Genomic DNA, 24,562 nt, shown 5'->3' with positions numbered 1-24,562 from the left:
TCAGCCCTCCAGCAGCTCCGCGAGGACGTGCGCGTGGCTCTCCTCGGTCTTCCTGGACGCCGTGAGGAGGGTCACCGTGCCCGCGCGGGCCGACGTCCTGAGGCGGTCCAGCAGTTCGGCGGCCTCAGGGGCGCCGAGTTCCGCCTCGTACCGGCTCCGGAACTCCTCGTACGAGCCGCCGCCGTGGTACCACGTGCGCAGCTCGGCGGACGGGGTCAGTCCCTTCGGCCACTCGTCCACCCGCGCCTCGTCCTTGGCGAGGCCGCGCGGCCACAGCCGGTCGACCAGCACGCGCAGGCCGTCGTCGGGCTCGGGCGGTTCGTAGATCCGGCGCACGCGCACGCTCACGGTCGGGGCCCCTCTCGGGTCGCGGACGGTGCCGCGAGCGTACTGCGGCGTCCCCCGCCCACCCGGCGGCGACGCGGCACTACTTGACCGGAACAAGGGGGAAACCAGGAGCGCCCGGCGCCTAGTCTGACGGCCAGTCGATCACCGGCCACCCCCGAGGAGCGCACGTGACGTCACCGTACAGACAGCCCGCCCGCCGCCGTACCGCCGTTCTCGCCACCGTCCCCGTCGCCGTGGCGGCGCTCCTCGGGGCCGCCGGGCCCACCGCGGCCGGCACCACCGGCGCACCCGGCGCGGGCGACCCCTACTTCCCGCTCAGCGGCAACGGCGGCTACGACGTCCGCCACTACGACCTGACGCTCGGTTACGACACCGGTTCCCGCCGCCTGGACGCCACGGCGGTCCTCACCGCTCGCGCCACCCGGACACTCACCCGGTTCGACCTCGACCTGAAGGGGCTGAAGGTCACCGCCGTCACCGTCGACCGCACCGAGGCGGCCTTCCGGCGCGACGGCCAGGAACTCGTCGTCACCCCGCGCCACGCCCTGCGCGCGGGCCGGGAGTTCCGCGTCACGGTCGCCTACCACGGCACCCCGAAACCGGTCACCGACCCCGACGGCTCGGCGGACGGCTGGATCCCCACCGACGACGGGGCGTTCGTCGCGGGCGAGCCGCAGGGCGCGATGACCTGGTTCCCGGTCAACGGCCACCCCAGGGACAAGGCGTCGTACGACTTCACCATCACGGTGCCCGAGGGCCGCACCGCCGTCGCCAACGGCGTCCTGCTCGGACGGCGCACCGCCCACGGCAGGACCACCTTCCGCTGGCGCGAGACCCAGCCCATGGCCGCCTACCTGGCCACCGCCACCATCGGAAGGTTCCGGGTCGAGCGGTACACCACGCCCGACGGCATCCAGGTGTACAACGCCGTGGACGCCCGGGAGGCGCGCGCCGCGGCGCCCGTCCTGAAGAAGCTGCCCGCCGTACTCGCCTGGGAGAGCAGGCTGTTCGGGCCGTACCCGTTCCGGGCCGCCGGCTCGATCGTCGACCACGCCCCGGGCGTCGGCTACGCCCTGGAGACCCAGACCCGGCCGCTCTACGACTCCGCGCCCGACCTGGACACCCTCGTCCACGAGAGCGCCCACCAGTGGTTCGGCGACTCCGTCAGCCTCACCGCCTGGAAGGACATCTGGCTCAACGAGGGCTTCGCCACGTACGCCGAGTGGCTCTACACCGAGCAGCACGGCGGCCGCAGCGCCCAGCGGACCTTCGACACCCTCTACGCCCGGCCCGCGAGCGACGGCCTGTGGGCCTACCCGCCCGGTAACCCCGGCAGCGGCGCCCGCATCTTCGGCACGCCCGTCTACGCCCGCGGCGCCATGGCGCTGCACGAACTGCGCCGGGCCGTCGGCGACCGGGACTTCTTCCGGATCCTGCGTGCCTGGGCCACCGCGCACCGCGGCGGACACGGGACCACGGCACAGTTCGTCAGGCTTGCCGAGAAGACCTCGGGGAAGCAGCTGGACGGGCTGTTCCACACCTGGCTGTACACGCAGGGCAAGCCGGACAGGCCCTGAAAACCGGGCGGTTCGACACCGGACGGCGCCGGTACTGACCAGTTCCAAACAACCGTCCACCACGATCGGATCATGATCCAACGCAGAACCGCCGTCGCCCTCCTCGCCTCCCCGCTGCTGCTCACCGGCTGCGGCGGTGGAGCCGAGGCGACCGAGCGCCACACCCCCGCCCGCGGTCCGGCGCCGGCATCCACCCCCGAGCCGTCCACCCGGCCGGCACCGCAGGGCATACCCGGACTCGGGCCCCGGCGGACCGCGGCGATACCCGGGCGCTGCGAGCAGGCCGTCGTCGTCACCGGGCGGGGCCCCAACTCCCCGCTCTGCACGGTCGTCCTGCACCAGCGCACCGACGAGGGCTGGCAGGCCGGTCCCGCCTGGCCCGGCCACAACGCGCTGCGCGGCTGGAGCGCCCACCACATGGCCGGCGACCTGCGCTCCCCGCTCGGCGTCTACACCCTCTCCGACGCCGGCGGCCTGCTCCCGGACCCCGGCAGCAAGCTGCCGTACCACCGCTCCGGCGGATTCCACTCGCCCGGCACCGGCTTCGAGGGCGAACCGCTGGAAGGCTCCTTCGACTACGTCGTCGCCATCGACTACAACCGCCGGACCGGCACCTCGCCGCTGGACTGGACCCGGCCCCTGGGCCCCGAGCGTGGCGGGGGAGTGTGGTTGCACGTCGACCACGGCGGGCCCACCCACGGCTGCGTCAGCGTCGCCAAGGCGCACATGAAGGAGCTGCTGCGCACCCTCGACCCCGGCCGGCACCCGGTCGTCGTCATGGGCTACGCCGACTGGCTCGCGCACTGAGGGCCCGTAGGATCCGAACTCGTGTGCGCACATGTGCTGGTCGCCGAGGACGACGAGAAGCAGGCCGAACTGATCCGCCGCTCGCTGCTGGCCGAGGGCCACACCGCCACGGTCGTGCACGACGGAGCGGCGGCGCTGGACGCCGCCCGCCGGCTGCGGCCCGACCTCGTCGTCCTGGACCTGATGCTCCCCGTCCTCGACGGCTTCGGCGTGTGCCGGGCGCTGCGCGGCGGCGCCGAGCAGCCGGACATCCCGGTGGTGATGCTGACCGCCCGCTCCGGCGAGGACGACCTGCTGCTCGGCCTCGACGTCGGCGCCGACGACTACCTGACCAAGCCGTACAGCCCGCGCGAGCTGATGGCCCGTATCCGTACGGTCCTCAGACGCAGCGGCCGGGGCGTCGGCGCCCGGGGCGAGGATCCCGTCGTACGGGCCGCCGGAATCAGCGTGGACCCGGTGCGGCACGAGGTGCGCTGCGACGGCGCACCGGTGGAGTGCACGCCGGCCGAGTTCCAGATCCTGCTGGCCATGGCGGGCGAGCCGGAGCGGGTGTTCACCCGGCGGCAGCTGCTGCAGTGCACCCGCGGCTTCGACCGGGCCTCCACCGAGCGGGCCGTCGACGTGCACATCATGAACCTGCGCCGCAAGATCGAGCCCGACCCGCGGCGCCCGGTCCGCCTGCTGACCGTGTTCGGCGTCGGCTACAAACTGACCGGCGGCCGCCCGTGAACAGCAGACGCCCCGGGGCCGGCCGCGCGGCGGACGGGACGGCGGCCGGGCGGCGCCGCCCGGCGGCCGGCGGGCGAGGGAACGGGAAGCGGCGGATCCCGTGGCGCAAGCGGCTGGTCGTCCGGCTGCTGTTCGTCTCCGCGCTGATCGCCGTGTGTTCGGTGGCGGCGACGGCCTGGCTCGCGGTGACCACCACCACCAGCGCCCTGAAGGAGGAGCAGGGCCAGGACCTCGCCGCCGACAACCGCATCCTCGCCCAGCTCAGCGGCTACGCCGCCACCCACGCCGACTGGCGGGAGGTCCGGCACACCCTGCGGGAGCTGGCCGCCCGCACCGGGCGCCGGATCGCGCTCACCACCCCCGACCGCACCCCGGTCGCCGACTCCGCGCCCCGCGGCACCCCGCTGCCGCCCCGGCCCGCCGCCACCGTCGACCCGCTGCGCACCGACACCTACACCGAGTCCGGCGCCCAGCTGAGCGGCATCGATCCGCGCGTGGTGGGCCCGTACCGGCTCGCGGCGAAGGAACGCGCCCGGCTGGACGCGCTGGCCGCGAAGCGCAAGCGGTGCTACGAGCGCTACGGCCTCCAGGTCACCGTCGTCCGCACCGCGAGCGGCCGGCCGGTGGTCACCCCCGCGGACGGCGCCGACCCCGCCGACTACGGCGCCACGGTGTGCGAGGACGGACGGCTCAACACGCCCACCCCGACCGAGCAGAAGGCCCTGGACGCGCTGTCCGACCTGGCCCGGCCCTGCCTGCACCAGGCCGGCGTGGACCTCGGCGGACGGCTGTTCCTCACCTTCGACCCCAGCGGCAAGGACCCCCTCGGCGGCGGCTACCTGCTCGCCAAGTACGCCAAGCTCGGCACCGGCGAGGCGGCGCGGACGGCCCAGCGGTGCCTGACCACCGCCCGCCGCACCCAGCTGGAACCCTACGTCGCCCCGGTGGCCGAGCTGTTCCTCGGCATCGGCGACCAGAGTCCGGCCCGCTTCGACATGTCACCGGCCAACAAGGCCAAGGTGGTCGGCGTGGCCGGTCTGGTCCTGGCCGTCACCGTGGCCGTGACCGCCGTCGTCGCCGTCCGGCTGGTACGGCCCCTGCGGGCGCTCACCCTGGCCGCGCAGCAGCCGCCCGACCTGCATGTGCGGGTGCCGGTGACCACCCGCGACGAGACGGGCATCCTCGCGGAGGCGTTCAACGGCCTGACCGAGCGGCGCGAGCGCCTGGAGGCGCAGCGCAAGGCCATGGTCAGCGACATCGCGCACGAGCTGCGCAGCCCGCTCACCAACATCCGGGGCTGGCTTGAGGTGGTCCGGGACGGTGTCGTCGACCCCGAACCGGCACTGCTGGACTCGCTGCACGAGGAGGCCCTGGTCCTCCAGCGGATCATCGACGACCTGCAGGACCTCGCCGCGGCCGACGCCGGCACCCTGCGCCTGCACCGCGAACCGCTGCGCGTCGGCGACCTGCTCGACCAGGTCGCCGCCGCCCACCGGGTCGCCGCCGACGCGGCCGGGGTCACCCTGCGCACCGGCACCGACGGCGCCGCCTGGCTGGACGCCGACCCGGTGCGGATGCGGCAGGCCCTCGGGAACCTGGTCTCCAACGCGCTGCGGCACACCCCCGCCGGCGGCACCGTCACCCTCGCGGGCCGGCGGGACGGCGCCGACGTCCGGCTCACGGTGACCGACACCGGCGCGGGCATCCCGTCCGAGGACCTGCCGCACGTCTTCGAGCGGTTCTGGCGCGCGGAGAAGTCCCGCAGCCGCCGCACCGGAGGCAGTGGGCTGGGCCTGCCGATCGTCCGCCACCTGGTCGCCGCCCACGGCGGTACGGCGGAGGCGGCGAGCGAGCCGGGGGCGGGCGCGGTGTTCACCCTGCGCCTGCCGGCCGGGCCGCCGCCCGGCGACGAGTCCTGAGAGCGCGGATCCGTGATCCGGTTTCCGGCGCGCGCCGGGGGTACTCCGGTCGCGCACCGCGCAGCACAGGGAGGTCATGTCATGAGCGCACCGGAGAACCTGCCGGTCCTGGCCACGCTCTCGGAGGTGGCCCGGCTGCTGGAACGGCGGCGGAGCCTGTACGTGCGCTGGTCCAAAGGGCCCGGCGTCGACCTCGACAAGGTCTCCAGCATCGACGAACTGACCGGTGTCCCCATGCCCGGACTGTCCGCCAACCCGCTCGACGTGGAGGAATGGTGGCAGGATCGGTCGGTCGAGCTGTGGGTGGCCCGCCGCCTGTACGACTACGCGCACCTGCCGCACGACAAGGGCCCCGGCGTCCGCCCCTGGCTCCTGACGGGCCGGGAGACGGGCCGGGGCCCCGACAACGAGCCGCTCGTGGCCGACGTCGAGCCGCTGTGCTGGATCGCCGACGAGGTGATCGACGCGGCCCGGGACGAGGTGGCACGGCAGGAACGGGAGTGGGGGACCCTGCGCCGCGGTGGACGCTGAGCCCCCCGGGCCGCCGGTCAGCCGGAGCGCGGCCGGGAGCGGGCGCGGCGCCTGAGCGCCCGGCGCTCCAGCTCCGTCGTACCGCCCCAGACGCCGATGCTCTGGGCCGTGTCCAGCGCCCAGTCCAGGCACTGCTCCCGGACCGGGCAGCGCCCGCACACCGCCTTGGCCTGCTGGGTCTGCACCTGCGCCGGCCCGGTGGTGCCGATCGGGAAGAAGAGGTCGGGGTCCTCGTGGCGGCACGCGGCATGCTCGCGCCAGTTGTCCATGGGAGTCTCCTGGTTCGGATCGAAGTCGTCCGTGTCCTGTCGAATGCGTTCCGCATGCGGTCTCCGCATTCGGGTGACCGGTCGCGGCGCAGTGAAACGGCTCAACCGGCGGGGGATCGGGAAGAGGAGCGCGGGACCGGTCGCCCCGGTGGGGGCCGTACCCGGTCAACAGGCCGGGGAGCAGGGCGCGAAGAGCACCGGACCACCCGACCGGGTACCGGCGGCGGGCAGTTCGGACGGGCCGGCCCGCCCGCCCGGCGACCACCGGGCCACCGCGCGACCACGGTACTCCGCCAGACCCCGCCGGGCGCCCGTCATGTGACAGGTTGCCGGGCGATGGGCACGAGGTGACGGGTGACGGGTGAGGGGCGCTGCGGGACGCAGTGCCCGAACGCGCAGGCCGGTCAGGCGCGCAGCGCCCGCGCCGCCGTCTCGGCCACCGCCTCGGCCAGGGCCGCCAGTGCGGGGGAGTCGAGTCTCCACTGCTGCCAGTGGAGGGTGACGTCCACCCACTCGCCGGGGACGAGCACCGCCAGCCGCCCCTGCTCCAGCAGCGGCCCGGCCTGCACCTCGGGGACCATGCCCCAGCCGAGCCCGGCGGCGACCGCGTCCAGGAACCCCTCCGAGGTGGGCACGTGGTGCCGGAACGGACCCGCGGAGCCCAGACCGAGCCGGCGGGCGAAGCCGTCCTGGAAGTCGTCCTTGCGGTCGAAGGCCACCACGGGCGCCCGGGACAGCGCCTCCGGCAAAGGCCGCCCCGCCACATGGGCCGCGGCGAACCCGGGGGCGGCCACCGGCAGGTAGCGCATCCGGCCGAGCGGACGGACGGTGCAGCCGGGCACCGGGTCCGGCGAGGAGGTCACGGCGGCCATCACCAGGCCCTCGCGCAGCAGCGCCGCCGTGTGGTCTTCGTCCTCCCGGTGCAGTTCGAAGCAGAGGCCCGGCACCCGGGTCAGGGCCGGCAGGAACCAGGTCGCGAGCGAGTCCGCGTTGACCGCGACCGAGACCCGCGTCGGCTCCCCGCTGCCGCTCAGCCCCAGCTCGCCCCAGGCGTCCCGCTCCAGCCGGGCGAGCTGCCGGGCGTACCGCACCAGCACCGCGCCGGACTCCGTGGGCCGCACCGGTTTGGTGCGCTGGAGCAGCACCCGGCCGGTGCGCTGTTCGAGGGCCTTGACCCGCTGGCTGACCGCCGACGGCGTCACGTGCAGCGCGGCGGCGGCCGCGTCGAAGGTGCCCTCGTCCACCACGGCCAGCAAGGTCCGCACCTGTTCCAGGGGCAGCTCTGACATCATGAGCGCTAATGGTACGTAAAAATCTTTAGCTGTACTTGTGAGCAGCGCTTTTCTAGCGTCGACGGCATGAACCACGCCCTCACCACCGCGGCTGCCGGATTCGGCACCGGCCTGTCCCTGATCGTCGCCATCGGCGCGCAGAACGCCTTCGTCCTCCGGCAGGGGGTGCGCCGGGACGCCGTCCTCGCCGTGGTCGCCATCTGCGCCCTGTCCGACGCGCTGCTCATCGCGCTCGGCGTCGGCGGGGTCGGCGCGGTGGTGGTGGCCTGGCCGGGCGCGCTCCGGGCGGTCGGGATCGTGGGCGGCGCCTTCCTGCTCGGCTACGGCGCCCTGGCCGTCCGCCGGGTGCTCAGGCCCGGCGCCGGGCTGCGCGCGGAGGGCGAGGCGGCCGGCTCGCGCCGCCGGGCGGTGCTCACCTGTCTGGCGATGACCTGGCTGAACCCGCACGTCTACCTGGACACCGTGTTCCTGCTCGGCTCCCTGGCCGCCGACCGGGGACCGCTGCGCTGGACCTTCGGACTCGGCGCCGCGCTCGCCAGCCTGTGCTGGTTCGCCGCGCTCGGCTTCGGCGCCGGGCTGCTCGGCCGGTTCCTGGCCCGGCCGGGCGCCTGGCGGGTACTGGATGGTCTGGTCGCCGCCACCATGCTGGCCCTGGGCGCGACCCTGGTCGCCGGGGCCTGAGCCGAAGGAGTTCCGTGTGCACAGGTGTCCCTGGAATAGTTAGGCTCTCGAAGAGAAAAGATGTATCGAGCAACCAGGACATCCGTGGACGCGACCGAGAGCAGCAGCACCGAGACCGACACCGAAGCGTCAGCGGCCGCGGAGCCGCCCGGGCGCGGCTGGCGCCGCTGGGCGATGGACACCCGTCCGCTGCGCATCCCCGCCTACCGGCGCCTGTGGTCGTCGACCATCGTCACCGCCGTCGGCAGCCAGCTCACCGCCGTCGCCGTACCCAAGCAGATCTACGACATCACGCACTCCTCCGCCTGGGTCGGCTACGCCAGCCTCGCGGGCCTGCTGCCGATGGTGGCCTTCGCGCTGTGGGGCGGGGCGGTCGCCGACACCGTCGACCGCCGCAAGCTGCTGCTGGTCACCAACAGCGGTATCGCGGTGACCTCGCTGCTGTTCTGGGCGCAGGCCGTCACCGGGCTGGAGTCCGTCGTGGTGCTCATGGTGCTGCTCGCGCTCCAGCAGGCCTTCTTCGGCCTCAACGCCCCGGCCCGCACCGCCTCCATCGCCCGCCTGGTCCCCGCGGAGCAGCTGGCGGCCGCGAACGCGCTGGGCTCGACGGTGATGCAGACCGGCCTGGTGGCCGGCCCCCTGCTCGCCGGTGTGCTCATCCCGGTCATCGGGCTGCCCGAGCTGTACCTGATCGACGCGCTGGCCCTGTGCGTCACGGTGTGGGCCGTCGTCCGGCTGCCCGCGCTGCCGCCGCTCGGCGAGACCGCCCGCCGCGCCGGCCTGCGCGAGATCGCCGCCGGGTTCCGCTACATCTCCCGCCATAAGGTGCTGCTGCTGTCCTTCCTCGCCGACATCGTCGCCATGGTGTTCGGCATGCCCCGCGCCCTGTTCCCGCAGCTGGCCGCGCAGACGTACGGCTCCTACGGCGAGGGGCTCGCGCTCGGTGTGCTGTTCGCCGGCATCCCGGTCGGCGCGGTGCTCGGCGGGCTGTTCTCCGGCGTGTTCTCGCGGGCCCGCCGGCACGGCTGGATGGTGATCGGGGCGGTCGTCGGCTGGGGCGTGGCCGTCGCGGGGTTCGGGCTGAGCGGGAACCTCTGGGTCGCCGTGGCCTTCCTCGCCGCGGCCGGCGTCGCCGACATGGTCTCGATGGTGTTCCGCGGCGCCATCCTGCTGTCGGCCGCGACCGACGAGATGCGCGGCCGGATGCAGGGGGTCTTCACGGTGGTCGTCGCGGGCGGGCCGCGGCTGGCGGACGTGCTGCACGGCACCGCCGGCTCGGTGTTCGGACCGCGGGCCGCGGTCGCGGGCGGCGGCGCCCTGGTGGTCGTGCTGATGCTGGCCCTGGCCGCCGCCGTCCCGGCGCTGCGCCGCTACCGGATCTGACGGCCTACAGCGGGCCGCTGCGCCGCCGCATCGTGTACTGCTCCATCAGCTTTCCGCGGGTCGTCTCCAGCCGGCTGGCGAGGACCTCGGCCACCGTGCGGACGAGCGAGAGCCCGAGCAGCGGATCCTCCACGCACAGCCCGAGCACCGACGGCCCGTCGAACTCGTAGGCTCGTACGTCGGTGAAGGCCACCGCTCCGAAGTCCCACTGGTACGGCGGGAACAGCCAGGACCAGCCGAGCAGGTCGCCCGCGCCGAGCGAGGCAACAGTCACCCGCTGCCGGGAGGTGACCTGCTGGTCCAGGTGGACCGCGCCGGAGCGGATCACCCAGAACCGGTCGGCGGTGCCGCCCGCCTCGAAGATCCGGGTGTCCTCCCGGAAGGACACCTCCTTGGCCAGCTCCATCAGGCGCTCGCGCTGCGCCTGGGGGAGGGCGGTGAGCAGTTTGATCGCTTTGGTCATGGCGCGGGGCTCCTCGCCGGCGGCGGTTGCGGTGGGGATGCGGTGTTCCCTCCCATTTCAGCCGCTATGGGCGCCCCGAGCACCTTGACGCGGTGGGCATCCGTCTGCGTGTCGCGTTTCGGGCAGAAAAAAGCCCTGGCTGGACGGGGGAGACCAGCCAGGGCCGTATGCGGTGACGTCAGGAGGGAGGAAGGGAGGTTCCGCGCCGCTCCGCGTCACGTATGGATGAACAGTAAACCATCTGTCGTACTTTTGGGTAACCGAAACCGGGTCAAGTGACCTGTTTCACCCCATCCGCCCGCACCGGGCCCCCGCCCGGCGAGACGATCTCCTCCAGCACCCGCAGCACCACCTCGTACGTCCGGGCCCGGTCCGTCGCCTCCCGTGCGCCCTCCGGATCCGTCGCCGTCAGACTCAGGGCCCGCTCACGCCAGGCCCGCTCCTCCTCCGCCGCGTGCTCCCGGCCCCGCCGGATCCGCCGCAACAACTCGTCCGCGTCCACCACATCCGTCATGGGGAGCGGGTACCCGCCCGCCCCGTCGTGATGACACCGGCACCCAGGGTGTTTGACAGAGCCCTGAAGGGTCAGCCGAAAGAGGAGAGAACCTTGCAATCCGGGCACCGTCAGGGGAGGAAGGGATGCTCGACAACCACCGCACCAGCCCCACCGCCGTCCTGCCGGAGGCTCGCCGCCGGGTGCCGTGCCGGCCGGCCGACGCCCGCAGAACGGTGGAGCGGGTCATGACCGAGCGGTGCCGGGCCCGCGCGCTGCCGTGCGCGCCCGAGACCGTCGCGGACGCCCTGCTGGTGACCTCGGAACTGACCACCAACGCACTGCTGCACGGCGGCGGCATCACCGGCTTCGACGTCGACGTCGACTCCGGCGGGGTCCGCGTCTCGGTGAGCGACCGCAGCGACGACCTGCCCGTGGCCGCCCGCGCCGGCGACGAGCACGCCTCCGCCCGGCCCGGCGGCCGCGGCTGGCCCATCGTGTGCCGGCTGGCCCGGGACGTCCGGGTGGCGGAGCTGCCCCGCGGCGGCAAGTGCATCACCGCCGTCGTACCGCTGCACTGAAGCGGTTTCCGAAGTTCCGCTCAGCGGCGTTTGCCCGCGGGGGCGAGGGGCAGACGGAATCTCGTGCTTCGGACCGGAGGCGCGCGCCCAGCGGGGAAGACACCCGTTGCCTGGGCCCCGTCCGGCGGCCCAGGTGGCTACCCCGCGGCGAAAACCCTGACACCACCGTTCGGGCCGAGACCCGGAACCTTTGTTCCGGCCGTGCCCTGAAACCACGTTCAGGAGCGATTCCGCATGCTGACCGACATGTCGACAAGCCGTCCCGGCACGGCCGCCCCCACCGCCGACGGCGCCGCGGCCCCCACCCGGCGGAACCATGACGACGCCCCCGACACCGCGGAGCTGTTCGCCCGGCTGGCGGAACTGGACGACGGTCCTGAGCGGGATGCCGTACGCGACGAACTCGTCACCGCCTGGCTGCCCATGGCGCACCGGATCGCCGGCCGCTTCCGCGACCGCGGCGAGTCCGTCGAGGACCTGCGCCAGGTGGCCGCCCTCGGCCTCGTGAAGGCCATCGACCGCTTCGACCCCTCGCGCGGGGCCTTCGAGAGCTATGCCGTGCCGACCATCACCGGAGAGGTCAAGCGCCACTTCCGCGACCGGATGTGGGCCCTGCGGGTGCCGCGCCGGGTGCAGGAGCTGCGCAACCGGGTGCGGGTGGCCCGACGCGAACTCACCCAGAACCCCGGGAGCCCCGAGCCCACCGTCGCCGACATCGCCGCCCACACCGGACTCACCGAGGAGGAGGTGAGCGCCGGCATGGAGGCGCTGGAGAGCTTCAGCACCCTTTCGCTGGACGCCGAGCTGTCCGCCGGCGACGACGGCTACAGCCTCGCCGACACCCTCGGCGAGACGGACACCTCCTACGACGTCGTGGTCGACCGCGAGGCCGCCAAGGAAGGGCTGCGCCGGCTGCCCGAGCGGGAGCGGGCCATCCTCTACATGCGTTTCTTCGAGGACATGACGCAGAGCCGTATCGCCGACCGGCTCGGCATCTCCCAGATGCACGTCTCCCGGCTGATCAGCCGCAGCTGCGCCCGCGTCCGCGACGAGGTGCTCGGCAGCCGCCGCGCCGGCGGCACCGACCAGCGGTGAGCGGTCAGCTCCTGGGCTGCGCCGGCCCGCCGGCCACGCCCAGCGGCCGGGCGAGGCCCGAGACGGCCTCGTCCAGCCGCTGCAGATGGCGCAGCACCCGGTCGGTGACCCGGCCGTAGCGCGGGGTGCGCAGGGTGCCCGGCCCCAGCATCGACGCGATGCTGGGGCCGGTTTCGATCTCCGCGGTGGACCGCGGGTCCGTGACGTGCGCGGCGATCGCCTCGATGTTGTGCACGATCCGCCCGCACGCCCCGCGCAGCCGCGGATCCGCCGCGATCGCCGGATGCGTCGGCAGCAGCTCGGCCGTGGCCGCCAGGGACCGCCCGTGGTAGGCGCAGGTCTCCAGCAGGGCCACCACGTACCGGGCCGTGTTCCGGCGCGTGCGCAGCGGGGTGATCGGATGGGTCAGCGGCTGGGTGGCCGCGCGCAGGTCGGCCAGCGCCTGGTCCAGTTCGCGCGCCTCCTCCACCAGATCGCCGCCCGTCCCGCCGCTCAGCTGGTCGACGGCGCCCCGCGTGACGTCGGCCAGCCGGTCCAGGACCGCCACGAGCAGGTCGTTGGTACGGCGGTCGGTGTGGATCGGCAGCACCACCGCCGCGGCGATCACCCCGCAGGCCGCGCCGAGCGCCGTCTCCTCGATCCGCATCACCAGCACCGACAGGCTGTAGGTGTTCAGCAGCGTGTAGAGCAGCCCCAGCATGGCCGTCACGAAGAACGACATCAGCGTGTACGACAGGGGCGCGGTGTAGAACATCGCGAAGATGAACAGCAGCACCAGCGCGAACGCCGTCCACGTGTGGTGCCCGACCAGCGCGGCCAGCCCGATACCGGCCACCACGCCCAGCACCGTGCCCAGCAGCCGCCGGTAGCCCTTCACCAGGATCTCGCCGGTGGACGCGGTGTTGATGAACACGATCCAGCAGGTCAGCACCGCCCAGTACCAGCGCTGGCTGGACAGCAGTTCGCCGCCAACGATGGCCAGCGAGGAGCCCACCGCCACCTGGAGGGCGGCCCGGGTGGTGGGGCGTTGCAGACCGGCCGGCTGGGGCTCCTCCGGTTCGCTCTCCTCGCTGATCTCGATCGCGGTGTCCTCGGCGTCCAGCTCCTCGCGTGACCGGGCGGTGGCCGGGGTGTCGTCGGACTCGTCCTGCGGTCCGTCCAGGGCGACCCGCAGACCCAGCGCGGCCCGGGCGGCCTCGCCGAGGCCCCGGAAGACGTCCTGCACGGCCGGGGAGGCCGCCGGCAGGTTCTCCTCCTCGCGGTAGCCGAGCAGCCGGTTGCGCACCTGGGCGAGCGCGGTCCCCGAGGCCTCCCCGGCCGGCCGCAGCATCAGAAGCCGCAGCGCCTGCAGATCCCGGTGCAGCGCGGCCGACGCCTCGTCCCGCACCGGCAGCTCGCCCCCGGAGGGCAGCGGGGCGCCCGGCAGATGCAGGGTGAGGGTGTCGGTCCGCCGGGCGCTGCGCGCGGTGAGCAGCAGCAGTCCCAGCCGCTCGGCGGCGATCTCGGCGTCCGCGATCCGGCGCTGGAGCAGCCGGGCCACCGCCGGGTCCGAGGTGCCGTCCTCCAGCCGGCCCTGGATCATCAGCGCCGTCTCGTGCAGCCGCGCGGTGCCGGTGCGCAGGTCCTCCAGCAGCTTCTCCGCCTCGTTCGGACCGGCGTCCAGCAACTCGGCCTGGGTGGCGATCAGCTGGGCGAGCCGGGCGCGGAAGGCCCGCCGCAGCCGGTCCAGGGTGCCCGCCGGGGTCTGCGGCAGCAGCACGAACCGGGCGGCGGCGCTGCATCCGAACGCCACGCAGATCACCCCGTACAGCGGGGGCAGCGCGGACACGGTCGCGCCGACGAACAGCGACAGGAAGTAGACCTGGAAACCGATCAGCCCCAGCGCCGTGCCGCGGTCGCCGAACCGGCGGCCGTAGACGGCGCAGAAGATGAGGACGACGAAGAACAGGTCCCCGGCGACCACACGGTGGCTGAGCAGCGCGCCCAGCGACACCGAGGCCAGCGCCACCGGCAGTCCCAGGGCGAGCGTGACGGCCTGCGGACCGCGCTGCTTCTCCCGGATGGCGAAGGTGGCGACCATCGCCGCCATGGCCCCGGCGACCAGCTGGGGCACCGGGACGCGCAGCGCGGCGAGGACCGCGAGGGTCAGGGCGATGGCGGCGACCGTGCGCAGGCCCGCGGTGAGCCGGAGCAGTCCGGGGTCCGAGGCCGCCAGCCGGTCCCACATCCGTACCCGTCCCGACCGTGCCGCTGCCCTCACGCCGCCGTGCTCTCTCCCTGCCGGTGATCGATCTACGACCCCAGCATCGCACGTGGGTCCGGACTACCGGCCCTCGGCCAGGGTGGCGGCCACCAGCGCGTTCGCGTGCCCGTGGCCGAGCCCGTGCGCGGACTTGAGCCAGGCGACGAGCTCCATGTGCTTGGTCAGCGGCGAGGAGCGGATCAGCTCCTGCCACTCGCCGACGGGGCGGCCGTACGTCTTCTCGATCGACGGGAAGTAGCTCGCCGGGCCCTTCACGGTCATGCCGGGTGTCCCTCCGTGTGACGTTTCCTGATCACACCAAGAGACCGCCGGTCCGGTGCGGAATGATCGGCGGCCTCCCGGTGATCTGCGTCACATCACGGCTGGTCGACGCCCGCGCCCTCCACCCGGGCCCGTACCTGTTCCGGTGTCAGGTACGAGTCGGTGTACTCGAAGTCCTTCAGCCGGGCGGGCTTGCGGGCCTGGAAGCCGGTGCGCACGAAGTCGTCCCCGGCGATCGCGTTCAGCAGCCAGTTGGTCATCACCCGGGTCTTGGCGACGTTGGTGCGCAGCGCCGACCAGTGGTAGCCGCGGGCCACCGCCTGGGCGGGCAGCCCGCGCAGCTCGATGCCCAGCGGCTTGGACACCGCGTCCTTGCCGCCGAGGTCGACGACGAGCCCCAGGTCCTTGTGCACGTAGGGCTGCAGCGGCTGGCCCCGCAGCGCCGCGATGACGTTGTCGCCGACCTTCCTGCCCTGCCGCATCGCGTGCTGCGCGGTGGGCGGGCAGACCGCGCCCTCCTGCCCCTTGGCCAGGTCCGGCACGGCCGCCGAGTCGCCGAGCGCGAACACCCCGTCGTAGCCCGGCAGGCACATCTCCGCGGTGACCGCCAGCCGGCCCTTGACCGTCTCGGCGCCGAGCGTGGCCATGAGCGGGCTGGCGACCACACCTGCCGTCCAGATCAGGGTGTGCGTGGGCACCACCCGGCCGTCGGTGAAGGTGACCTCCTCCGGACCGGCCTTGTCGATGGAGACGCCCAGCGAGACCTCGATGCCACGGCGCTTGAGGATCTCCTGCGCGCTGCGGCCGAGCTTGTCGCCCAGCTCCGGCATGAGTTTGGGCGCGATGTCGATCAGGTGCCACTTGATCAGGCCCGGGTCGAGCCGGGGATAGCGCTGCACGGCCGCGTGCGTCAGCCGCTGCAGGCAGGCCGCGGTCTCGGTGCCCGCGTAGCCGCCGCCGACCACCACGAACTGCAGCCGCGCCGCCCGCTCGGCCGGGTCGTCGCTGGCGTCCGCCAGGTCGAGCTGCGAGATGACGTGGTCGCGGATGTAGGCGGCCTCGGCGAGCGTCTTCATCCCGAAGGCGTGCTCGGTCAGGCCCGGGATGTCGAAGGTGCGGGTCACGCTGCCCGGTGCCAGCACGATGTAGTCGTAGGGCTCGTTGACGATCTTGTCGGTGATGGTGCGGACGACGCACACCTTCGCCTTCAGGTCCACGCCGATCGCACCGCCCGGGATGATCCGGGTGCGGTACTTCTTGCTGCGGCGCAGCGACACGGCGATCGACTGCGGCGTGAGCACGCCGGAGGCGACCTGGGGCAGCAACGGCAGGTAGAGCTGGTAGGCGAACGGCGTCACCAGCGTGACGTCGGCCTCGTCGGGGGCGAGCTTCCGCTCCAGGCGGCGGACGCACTCGACTCCGGCGAAGCCTGCGCCAACCACCAGGATCCTGGGTCGTGTCACGGTGTCCATCCCTTTCTGCGGCTCCAGGCGGTCCGACTCGAACGCCGTTCGCATGCCCTGGATCGCTCAGCCGACTCCGATACCACCGTGCCTCCAGCCGTTCCGCCGACTGGGTACGGCAGGCAGACGAACGCGTGGGGACCAGCATGCCCCCACTGGAAGGCGGAGTAACCGGCTGGCGCACACCTACACGTCGAACATGTTCACCAGGGCAGGAACGCGTGGATGTCCTTGCCCCGCTCATGCACCACGACGCTGACCTGGGTGCACAGCGTGTGCACCAGGTGCCAGCCGATGCCGCCCCCGCCGGTACGCGGGTGGAACGGCCGTGGCTCCGGCTTCGTCGTGCTCGTGTCCCGCATCGTCACGTGCACCCCGTCGAACGTGCGGCGCATCCGCAGGTCGAACGGACCGGGTGCGTACTGGATCGCGTTCGCGGCCAGTTCGGTGACGACCAGCAGGATGTCGTCCCAGTACTCGTGCGCGCCCGGAGGTGCCTCCCGGGCGAGCGCGCGGAGGAAATCCTCCGCCGCGAGCCGCGCACCCGTGACGTTGCGCAGCTCACCCGGGAAGGAGAACGTACGCTCGTACTTCTCCTCCGAGGGTGGAGTGTCGTCCCAGCGCGGCTCCGTCACCATCTCGCATTCCCCGGTCCCGGCCGGACAGGGGCCGGGGTCGGTCCCTGCGACCAGGACGGTCGTCGTTGCTGATCTCTTGCTGCGCTGCGGGTTCCCCCAGCCGCGCAGGCTATCCGTCTCCCCTCGGACCGGCCGTCCGTACGGTGCACCCCTCAGCGGAAGACGTCGTCCGGTTCGTCCCACTCGGCCGGCTCCGGCGGACCCGGCCGCGACCGGGAGCGCGCCTGGTACATCGCCTCGATCTCGGCCGCGTAGTGCCGTACGACGGCGTCCCGGCGCAGCTTCATGGACGGGGTGAGCAACCCGTTGTCCGGTGCGAACGGTTCCTGCAGGACACGGTAGACCCTGATGGACTCCGCGCGGGACACCGCGCTGTTGGCGGAGGCCACGGCCCGCGCGATCTCCTCCCGCAGCGCGTTCTCCTCGCGGGTCTCCCGGCTCGGGCTGTCGCCCTGGAGCGCGAGGGCGGCCCGCCAGTGCGCGAGGAACTCCGGGTCCAGGGTGATCAGCGCGCCCACGCACGGCCGGTTGTCGCCGATCACCACGGCCTGGTGGACCAGGGGATGCATCCGCAGCCGCTGCTCCAGCAGGGCCGGCGCCACGCTCTTGCCGCCGCTGGTGACGATGATGTCCTTCTTGCGCCCGGTGATCGTCAGATAGCCGTCGCCGTCCAGCCGCCCGATGTCCCCGGTGGCCAGCCAGCCGCCGCGCAGTGCGGCCCGGGTCGCCTGCTCGTCGCTGATGTAGCCCTGGAACACCGACGGGCCGCGCACCAGGATCTCCCCGTCGTCGGCCACCTGGATCTCGGTGCCCGGCAGCGGGCGGCCCACGGTCCCGGACCTCTCCCGGCCCAGCGGCTGCATGGTGATCCCGCCGGAGGACTCGGTGAGCCCGTAGCCGTCGTGCACGAACACGCCGATGCCCTCGTAGAACAGGCCCAGTTCGCGGTCGAGCCCGCTGCCGCCGGAGGTGCCGCGCACCACCCGGCCGCCGAGCGCCGCCCGCAGCCTGCGGTACACCGTCCGCTCGTACAGGGCGTGTTGCAGCCTCAGCTCCAGACCGGGACCCGGCCCGGTGCCCAGCCGGCGGCGCTCCTCGGCCGCGGCGTACTCCCGCGCGGTCTGCGCCGCCCGCTCGAACACGGCGTCCCGACCCGTCTGTTGGGCGGTGTGCAGGAAGCTCTTGTAAAGCTTCTCGAACACCGACGGCACGCCGTACAGGTACGTCGGCCGGAACGTGGTCAGGGCCGAGACCAGCGCCGTCCCGGTCAGTTCCGGCTCGTGCCCCATCAGCACTCCGCCGCGCACGCACATCAGCATGATCATGATGCCGTAGACGTGCGAGAACGGCAGGAAGGCCAGCACGGACGGCTGCTCGCCCGGCGGGGCCGCCGTGTGCGCCCAGCCGGCCAGCAGGGTGTCGCACGGGTAGGCCAGGTTGCGGTGGCTGAGCGCGCAGCCCATCGGGCGGCCCGAGGAGCCGGAGGTGTAGACGATGGCCGCGGTGGAGTCCGGCAGCACGATCCGGCGCAGCGACTCCACGGTGGTGTACGGCACCACCGCCCCGCGCTCCGCGAGGTCGGCCAGGGCCCCCGCGTCCAGCTGCCAGACGTGCCGCAGCCGCGGCAGCCGGGTGCACACGGTGCCGACGGTCATGACGCCCTGCTCGTCCTCCACGACCACGGCCACACAGCCGGCGTCCCGCAGGATCCACTCCACCTGGTCGCGTGCGGAGGCCGGATGGATCGGCACCACCTCGGCGCCCACGGTCCACAGCGCGTGCGCCAGCACCGTCCACTCGTAGCGGGTGCGGGCCATCAGGGCCACCCGGTGGCCGGGCGAGATCCCGGCGGCGATCAGGCCCTTGGCCAGGTCGACCACCTCGTCCCGCAGCTCGACCGCCGTCACCTCCTCCCACCCGGTCGCGGGCGGCCCGGCGCGGCGCGCCAGCGCCGGAAGTGTCGGATCGAGGTCCGCCCGCTCGAAGACGCTGTCGGCGAGGCCGCCCGTGAGCGGCCGGGCAACGGCTGGAGCGAGGGCGACGTCCCGCATGCGCTGCTCCTGTTGTACGGAGGGTGACTCCGCCGAACGGCTCGGTGTCGGCGGTGCTCGAATGTAGCCCAGGTAAGCGCGTTCGGTGACGGGAACGAGGAATCGTGATCGGCTGATGATGTGGGCGTGTCCTGGGGACTCGGGAGGCATGAGTCATGTGAACCCCGATCCGGAGCCCGAACGCAGCACCGGGCTGGAGCCCGGCGGCGGTGTCCCGCCCGGCGAGACACCGCCCGCCGAGAGCAGCATGCCCGAGGCCGGGCCCCGGGAGACGCACAATCCGACGAAGGGCTGGGCGAAGGGCCCGCTGACCCTGATCCTGGCCCTCGTGATCCTGATCGCCGCGTTCTTCCTGGTCTACGCCCTGGTCCTGATCCTCTGAGCAGCCGGGAGCGGGACGTTCAGCCCTGCGTGCGCCGCACGCACTCGGTGACGACGTCCCGCAGGCTGCCGGTGCGCTCGAGCAGCCCGCGCTGCTCGCGTGCGCCGTTGCCCGTCCGCAGCAGTTCCCCGACGGCCCGCTCGGCCCGTTCCGCGTCGCCGCTCGCGGTGAGCGCGTCCCCGGTGTACTCCAGCAGGGAGCGCAGCACCAGCGGGGCGGGCCGGGGCCGCAGGGTGACCGGGTCGAGGAGGTCCTCCTCGAGGCCGTAGCGCGCGGCCTGCCAGTCGGCCAGCCGCAGCAGGCTCACCCCGGGATCGGGCGCGGGCCGGCCGGCCCGCCACTCCTGCGCGGTCGTCTCCACGAGCGCGCGGGCGAGCGTCGCGATCAGTACGGCGCTCTCCGCGCCCAGGCACACGTCCGCCACCCGGAGCTCCACCGTCGGGTAGCGGGCCGACAGCCGCGCGTCGAAGTAGGCCATGGCCTCGTCCAGGATGACCCCGGTGGCCACCATCTCGGTCACGCGCCGGTGGTACTCCTCGGCGGACCCGAACAGCTCGGTCGGCCCGGCCGAGGGCCACCGGTTCCACACCCGGCTGCGGTAGCTGGCGTACCCGGTGTTGCGGCCCTGCCAGAACGGGGAGTTCGCACTCATCGCCCGCAGCACCGGAAGCCACGGGCGGAGCCGGTCCAGGACCGCGACACCCTCCTCGTCGGACTCCACCGAAACATGCACATGACAGCCGCAGACCAGTTGTTCCCAGGTGGGTATCCCGAACCGCTCGGCCAGCCACTGGTACCGCTCGTTCACGCTCAGGGCGGGGCTGACCGGCAGCGGGGAGGTGGCCAGCGCGGCGACCCCGCAGCCGATCTGCCCCGCGTGCCGGGCCGCCTCCTTGCGGCAGCGGACGATCTCGTCGCCGAGGGCCGCCATGTCCGACTGCGGATGCGTGGCGAACTCCAGCATCTGCCCGAACAGCTCCTTCTCGAACACGTCCTGCCCGGGATCGTCCTGGGCGGCACGGGCGAGGACGGCCGCCGCCAGCGCCTTCGGGTCTCCGCTGTCCGGATCGACCAGAAGGAGTTCCTCCTCCACTCCGACGGTGCGCACCTGGTGCCGCCCTTCTGTCCATGCCGCGAGGGGCAGTAGTGGGATCTGTACGACCCACGACTGCCCCCCGGACGGCCCCCGACACCTGCGCCTTTCAGCGCACCGGCACCATCCAGACAGTGGCGAGCGGCGGAAGGGTCAGCCTCAGGCACCCGTCCTCGGGCCCGACCGGCCCGCCGGCGCCGACACCGCCGCCGCCGTAGCGGACGTCGTCCGTGTTCAGCGCCTCCTGCCAGGCGGGGAACCCGTCCGGGACCCACAGGCGGTAGTCCTGCCGGACCACGGGGGAGAAGTTCGACACGGCCAGCAGCGGGCCGCCGTCGGCGTCGAACCGCAGGAACGCCAGGACGTTGTCCTCCGCCGCGTCGCACAGCACCCACCGGAAACCGCCCGGGTCGGTGTCCCGCTGCCACAGCGCCGGCGTCGCCCGGTACACCGTGTTCAGATCGCGCACCAGGTCCTGCACGCCCCGGTGGTCGCCGGCGGAGTGGTAGTCGTCGCCGAGCAGCCACCACTCCGGACCGTGCTCATGGGACCACTCGGCCCCCTGGGCGAACTCCTGCCCCATGAACAACAGCTGTTTGCCCGGATGGGCCCACATGAAGCCGAGGTACGCCCGGTGGTTGGCGCGCCGCTGCCACCAGTCGCCGGGCATCTTCGACACCAGCGCCTGCTTGCCGTGCACCACCTCGTCGTGGGAGATGGGCAGGACGTAGTTCTCGCTGTAGGCGTACACCATCGAGAACGTCATCTCGTTGTGGTGGTACTTGCGGTGCACCGGCTCCTTCTGGATGTACTGCAGCGAGTCGTGCATCCAGCCCATGTTCCACTTCAGCCCGAACCCGAGCCCGCCGCTGTCCGTCGGCCGGGTCACCCCGTCCCACGCGGTGGACTCCTCGGCGATGGTCACCACGCCCGGGCAGCGCCGGTACACGGTGGCGTTCATCTCCTGCAGGAAGGCCACCGCGTCCAGGTCCTCCCGGCCGCCGAACACGTTCGGCTCCCACTGCCCGGAGTCCCGCGAGTAGTCCAGGTAGAGCATCGAGGCGACGGCGTCCACGCGCAGCCCGTCGATGTGGAACTCCTCGCACCAGTACACCGCGTTGGCGACGAGGAAGTTGCGCACCTCGGTGCGGCCGTAGTCGAACTCGTACGTCCCCCAGTCCGGGTGCTCCGCCCGCAGGGCGTTCCCGGGCTCGTACAGCGGGTCCCCGTCGAACCGGGCCAGCGCCCAGTCGTCCTTCGGGAAGTGCGCCGGCACCCAGTCCATGATCACGCCGAGGCCGGCGCGGTGACAGGCGTCCACGAAGTACCGGAAGTCGTCCGGCGAGCCGAGCCGGGGCGTCGGCGCGTAGTACGAGGTGACCTGGTACCCCCACGAGCCGCTGAACGGGTACCCGGCCACCGGCATCAGCTCCACGTGCGTGAAGCCCAGCTCGCGCACGTACGCGGGCAGCTCCTCGGCGAGCTCGCGGTACGTCAGGCCCGGCCGCCAGGACGGCAGATGCACCTCGTACACCGAGAACGGCGCCTGGTGCACGGGGGTGTCACCGCGGTGCGCCATCCACTCCGCGTCACCCCACTCGTACCGCGACGCCGTCACCACCGACGCGGTGTCCGGCGGCACCTCCGTGCCCCGCGCCATCGGGTCCGCCTTCAGGAAGCGGTGGCCGTACCGGGAGGTGATCTCGAACTTGTACCGGGTGCCCTCGCCGATCCCGGGCAGGAACAGCTCCCACACCCCGGACGCGCCGAGCGAGCGCATCGGGTACTGGGTGCCGTCCCAGTACGTGAAGTCCCCGGCCACCCGCACGCCCTGGGCGTTGGGCGCCCACACGGTGAAGCGGGTGCCGGCCACGCCCTGGTGGACCATCGGCTCGGCGCCGAGCGCCCGCCACAGCTGCTCGTGCCGGCCCTCCCGGATCAGATGCAGGTCCAGCTCGCCGAGGGCGGGCAGGAAGCGGTACGGGTCGTGCACCTCCTGCTCGCCGTCGTCGTACGCCACCAGCAGGGTGTACGCCGGGACCTGGGTGCAGGGCAGGACGGCGGCGAACAGTCCGTCGCCCTCCGACCGCAGCGCGGTGCGCTTGCCGTCGACCACGACGCTCACGGCCCGGGCGTTCGGGCGCAGCGCCCGGAACAGCGTGCCGTCCGGCACCGGGTGGGCGCCCAGCAGGGCGTGCGGATCGTGGTGCGCGCCGGCCAGGAGCCGGCCGCGGTCGGCGGGGTCCAGGGTCCCGGCCGCGGGCGCCTCGGGCCCGGCGGCCTCGGGTCGGGTGGTGTCCTTCAGTGCCATGCGTCAGCCTCCCCACACGGCGAGCCGCTTGATCGCCGCCATCGGTACCGGCAGCCAGTCGGGCCGGTGTCTCGCTTCGTACAGCACCTCGTAGACCGCCCTGTCCGTCTCGTGCGCGCGCAGCAGCGCGTGCTTCTTGCGTGGATCCCAGCCGGCGCGGGCCGCGTAGCCCGCGCAGAACGCCTCCCGGCAGCGGCGCGCCCATTCGGGTCGCCAGGGGCGGCGCTGCCGGGCCGCGTAGTCGAAGGAGCGAAGCATCCCGGCGACGTCCCGCACCGGGGACTGAGGGGCGCGCCGCTCGGCGAGCGGACGGGACGGCTCGCCCTCGAAGTCGATGACGAACCAGTCGCGGCCGGCCCGCAGCACCTGACCGAGGTGCAGGTCGCCGTGGATGCGCTGGGCCGGCGGCCCGGTGTCGCACGTGGCGAGCGCCCCGAACGCGGCCCTCAGGCCGGGTACGAAGGGCTGCAGCCCGGGCACGGCGTGCGCGGCGGCGTCCAGCCGCGCGCACATCGCCTCGGCCGTACGGCCGTTCTCACCCGGCCCGGCCGGCGGGAAGGCCTCGGCCAGCGCCAGGTGCACCTCGGCCATGGCCCGGCCCAGCGCACGGGCCTCGGCGGTGAAGTCGTCGCCCGCGGCCAGCGCGCGCAGCGCCAGCGTCCAGCCGTCGGTGGCGTCGGGCAGGAACGGCTGGAGCACACCGAGGGTGGCGGGGCGGGAGCCGGTCGTGGTGAACCAGGCCACCGGCGCGGGCACCCGGGTGCAGCCCTGCGCGGCCAGCGCGGCCGGCACCTCCAGGTCCGGGTTGACGCCCGGCTGGATCCGGCGGAAGAGCTTCAGGATGTACGCGTCGCCGTACACGATCGACGAGTTGGACTGCTCGGCGTCCAGCAGCCGCGGCGGCAGCCCGCCGGGCACCAGGGCCGCCGGGTCCGCCTCGAACCGCAGCCGTCCCGCCGTGCCGGTCCGGCGCAGCCGCTCCAGCAGCAGGTGCGCCGAGCGCGGGTCGTGCAGCGCGTCGTACACCGCGAGCCCGGCCATCGGGCCGTCCTCGGCGCGCCCGATGTACGCCTGCTCCAGCCGTGGGGCGAGGTGCGGGCGCAGGCCCAGCAGCAGCTGGTAGCAGTCCCCGGGCGGGGGAGAGCCGCCCGGGGTGGGCACCGGTACGTGCGAGGCGTGCACCAGCAGGTGCAGGCACCCCGGGAACAGCTCGGTCACGGACAGCACCGTCAGATCGGTGACGGGCCGGTCCTTGCCCGCGAACCAGCGTTGCCTCGGCAACCACTCGCGCAGCAGCGCGCCGAGCGAGACCAGCGGGCCGTCTGTGCCGACGGCGGTTCTCGGTCGGGGAGTGATGGTCTTCGGCATGGTGACGCGTCCTTTCCTCGGCGCCGTCGGATCAGCGGCGGCGGCCGATGCGGGATGCGACTCGGGTGAGCCGGAACCAGTAGAAGCCGTGGCCTTGCAGGGTGAGCAGGTAGGGCAGTTCACCGATCGCGGGGAAGCGCACACCGCCGATCAGCTCGACCGGGTGCCGGCCGTCGTAGGTCCGCAGGTCGAGTTCGGTGGGCTGGGCGAAGCGGGAGAAGTTGTTCACGCACAGCACGAGGTCGTCGCCGTACTCGCGCAGGAAGGCCAGGACCGCGGGGTTGGAGGACGGGAGTTCCGTGAACGAGCCGAGACCGAAGGCGGGGTTCTGCTTGCGGATCTCGATCATGCGGCGGGTCCAGTGCAGCAGCGACGAGGGCGAGGACATCGACGCCTCGACGTTGGTGACCTGGTAGCCGTAGACCGGGTCCATGATGGTCGGCAGGTACAGGCGTCCCGGGTCGCACGTCGAGAAGCCGGCGTTGCGGTCGGGTGTCCACTGCATGGGGGTGCGGACGGCGTCGCGGTCGCCGAGCCAGATGTTGTCGCCCATGCCGATCTCGT

24 protein-coding genes are annotated in these 24,562 nt (G+C 73.3%); 10 read left to right on the top strand and 14 right to left on the bottom strand.

Annotated elements, in window-relative coordinates; genetic code table 11:
* Positions 1–348, bottom strand: a complete 348-nt coding sequence (locus ABZ923_RS12800; RefSeq protein WP_361470289.1) for a DUF488 family protein — start codon at positions 346–348, stop codon at positions 1–3.
* A gap of 167 nt (positions 349–515) precedes the next feature.
* Between ABZ923_RS12800 and ABZ923_RS12795 the strand changes: the two genes are divergently transcribed.
* From ABZ923_RS12795 to ABZ923_RS12775, 5 genes are all read left to right on the top strand, one after another.
* A complete protein-coding gene (locus tag ABZ923_RS12795; RefSeq protein WP_361470287.1) occupies positions 516–1,925 on the top strand; it encodes a M1 family metallopeptidase in 1,410 nt (469 codons plus the stop codon).
* Between the two features lie 72 nt (positions 1,926–1,997).
* Positions 1,998–2,732: a L,D-transpeptidase family protein gene (locus ABZ923_RS12790; RefSeq protein ID WP_361470285.1), complete on the top strand. Its 735-nt coding sequence runs from the start codon at positions 1,998–2,000 to the stop codon at positions 2,730–2,732.
* A gap of 21 nt (positions 2,733–2,753) precedes the next feature.
* The gene (locus ABZ923_RS12785) at positions 2,754–3,461 is read left to right on the top strand and encodes a response regulator transcription factor (protein WP_361470283.1); all 708 of its coding nucleotides are present in this window, start codon (positions 2,754–2,756) and stop codon (positions 3,459–3,461) included.
* Positions 3,462–3,556: 95 nt separating this feature from the next.
* Positions 3,557–5,380, top strand: a complete 1,824-nt coding sequence (locus ABZ923_RS12780) for a HAMP domain-containing sensor histidine kinase (RefSeq protein ID WP_361470417.1) — start codon at positions 3,557–3,559, stop codon at positions 5,378–5,380.
* Between the two features lie 81 nt (positions 5,381–5,461).
* Positions 5,462–5,911: a DUF6098 family protein gene (locus tag ABZ923_RS12775; protein ID WP_361470281.1), complete on the top strand. Its 450-nt coding sequence runs from the start codon at positions 5,462–5,464 to the stop codon at positions 5,909–5,911.
* A 17-nt stretch (positions 5,912–5,928) separates the two neighbouring features.
* Here the strand turns inward: ABZ923_RS12775 and ABZ923_RS12770 are convergent, their stop codons facing one another.
* Together ABZ923_RS12770 and ABZ923_RS12765 are read right to left on the bottom strand one after the other, a co-directional pair.
* The gene (locus ABZ923_RS12770; RefSeq protein ID WP_361470279.1) at positions 5,929–6,180 is read right to left on the bottom strand and encodes a WhiB family transcriptional regulator; all 252 of its coding nucleotides are present in this window, start codon (positions 6,178–6,180) and stop codon (positions 5,929–5,931) included.
* Between the two features lie 404 nt (positions 6,181–6,584).
* Complete coding sequence (locus ABZ923_RS12765) at positions 6,585–7,472, bottom strand: LysR family transcriptional regulator ArgP (RefSeq protein ID WP_361470277.1); 888 nt, start codon at positions 7,470–7,472, stop codon at positions 6,585–6,587.
* A 66-nt stretch (positions 7,473–7,538) separates the two neighbouring features.
* Here ABZ923_RS12765 and ABZ923_RS12760 point away from each other — a divergent pair, with 66 nt between their 5' ends.
* Positions 7,539–8,153, top strand: a complete 615-nt coding sequence (locus ABZ923_RS12760; protein WP_361470276.1) for a LysE/ArgO family amino acid transporter — start codon at positions 7,539–7,541, stop codon at positions 8,151–8,153.
* Between the two features lie 60 nt (positions 8,154–8,213).
* On the top strand, positions 8,214–9,536 hold the full coding sequence (locus ABZ923_RS12755) for an MFS transporter (protein ID WP_361470274.1): 1,323 nt from the start codon (positions 8,214–8,216) through the stop codon (positions 9,534–9,536).
* 4 nt (positions 9,537–9,540) lie between these two features.
* On the opposite strand, the gene ABZ923_RS12750 is transcribed toward ABZ923_RS12755, so the two are convergent.
* Positions 9,541–9,999, bottom strand: coding sequence for a cyclic nucleotide-binding domain-containing protein (locus ABZ923_RS12750; protein ID WP_361470272.1), 459 nt, complete (start codon positions 9,997–9,999; stop codon positions 9,541–9,543).
* 271 nt (positions 10,000–10,270) lie between these two features.
* Positions 10,271–10,513, bottom strand: coding sequence for a hypothetical protein (locus tag ABZ923_RS12745; RefSeq protein ID WP_361470270.1), 243 nt, complete (start codon positions 10,511–10,513; stop codon positions 10,271–10,273).
* A gap of 125 nt (positions 10,514–10,638) precedes the next feature.
* On the opposite strand from ABZ923_RS12745, the gene ABZ923_RS12740 reads away from it, so the two are divergent.
* The gene (locus ABZ923_RS12740) at positions 10,639–11,073 is read left to right on the top strand and encodes an ATP-binding protein (protein WP_361470269.1); all 435 of its coding nucleotides are present in this window, start codon (positions 10,639–10,641) and stop codon (positions 11,071–11,073) included.
* A 234-nt stretch (positions 11,074–11,307) separates the two neighbouring features.
* Positions 11,308–12,168, top strand: coding sequence for a SigB/SigF/SigG family RNA polymerase sigma factor (locus ABZ923_RS12735; RefSeq protein WP_361470267.1), 861 nt, complete (start codon positions 11,308–11,310; stop codon positions 12,166–12,168).
* A 4-nt stretch (positions 12,169–12,172) separates the two neighbouring features.
* Here ABZ923_RS12735 and ABZ923_RS12730 read toward each other — a convergent pair whose 3' ends face one another.
* From ABZ923_RS12730 to ABZ923_RS12710, 5 genes are all read right to left on the bottom strand, one after another.
* Positions 12,173–14,395, bottom strand: coding sequence for an FUSC family protein (locus ABZ923_RS12730; RefSeq protein WP_361470415.1), 2,223 nt, complete (start codon positions 14,393–14,395; stop codon positions 12,173–12,175).
* A 96-nt stretch (positions 14,396–14,491) separates the two neighbouring features.
* Complete coding sequence (locus ABZ923_RS12725) at positions 14,492–14,692, bottom strand: DUF4287 domain-containing protein (RefSeq protein ID WP_361470266.1); 201 nt, start codon at positions 14,690–14,692, stop codon at positions 14,492–14,494.
* Positions 14,693–14,787: 95 nt separating this feature from the next.
* The gene (locus ABZ923_RS12720; protein WP_361470413.1) at positions 14,788–16,164 is read right to left on the bottom strand and encodes an NAD(P)/FAD-dependent oxidoreductase; all 1,377 of its coding nucleotides are present in this window, start codon (positions 16,162–16,164) and stop codon (positions 14,788–14,790) included.
* 194 nt (positions 16,165–16,358) lie between these two features.
* Entirely contained in the window at positions 16,359–16,793 is a 435-nt protein-coding gene (locus tag ABZ923_RS12715) for an ATP-binding protein (RefSeq protein ID WP_361470265.1), read from the bottom strand.
* 152 nt (positions 16,794–16,945) lie between these two features.
* Entirely contained in the window at positions 16,946–18,844 is a 1,899-nt protein-coding gene (locus ABZ923_RS12710) for an AMP-dependent synthetase/ligase (protein WP_361470264.1), read from the bottom strand.
* 148 nt (positions 18,845–18,992) lie between these two features.
* Here ABZ923_RS12710 and ABZ923_RS12705 point away from each other — a divergent pair, with 148 nt between their 5' ends.
* Positions 18,993–19,226, top strand: a complete 234-nt coding sequence (locus tag ABZ923_RS12705; protein ID WP_361470262.1) for a DUF6480 family protein — start codon at positions 18,993–18,995, stop codon at positions 19,224–19,226.
* A 19-nt stretch (positions 19,227–19,245) separates the two neighbouring features.
* On the opposite strand, the gene ABZ923_RS12700 is transcribed toward ABZ923_RS12705, so the two are convergent.
* The 4 genes from ABZ923_RS12700 to ABZ923_RS12685 form a co-directional block, all read right to left on the bottom strand.
* The gene (locus ABZ923_RS12700) at positions 19,246–20,334 is read right to left on the bottom strand and encodes a glutamate--cysteine ligase (protein ID WP_361470261.1); all 1,089 of its coding nucleotides are present in this window, start codon (positions 20,332–20,334) and stop codon (positions 19,246–19,248) included.
* Between the two features lie 94 nt (positions 20,335–20,428).
* Positions 20,429–22,630: a 1,4-alpha-glucan branching enzyme gene (gene glgB / locus ABZ923_RS12695; protein WP_361470260.1), complete on the bottom strand. Its 2,202-nt coding sequence runs from the start codon at positions 22,628–22,630 to the stop codon at positions 20,429–20,431.
* Positions 22,631–22,633: 3 nt separating this feature from the next.
* A complete protein-coding gene (locus ABZ923_RS12690) occupies positions 22,634–23,998 on the bottom strand; it encodes a maltokinase (protein WP_361470258.1) in 1,365 nt (454 codons plus the stop codon).
* A gap of 31 nt (positions 23,999–24,029) precedes the next feature.
* A partial coding sequence (locus ABZ923_RS12685; protein WP_361470256.1) for an alpha-glucosidase C-terminal domain-containing protein occupies positions 24,030–24,562 on the bottom strand: 533 nt, incomplete at its 5' end.

This window comes from Streptomyces sp. NPDC046881, from assembly GCF_040645015.1.
Classification (GTDB): domain Bacteria; phylum Actinomycetota; class Actinomycetes; order Streptomycetales; family Streptomycetaceae; genus Streptomyces.
This window is presented reverse-complemented; position numbering and strand designations above follow the sequence as displayed.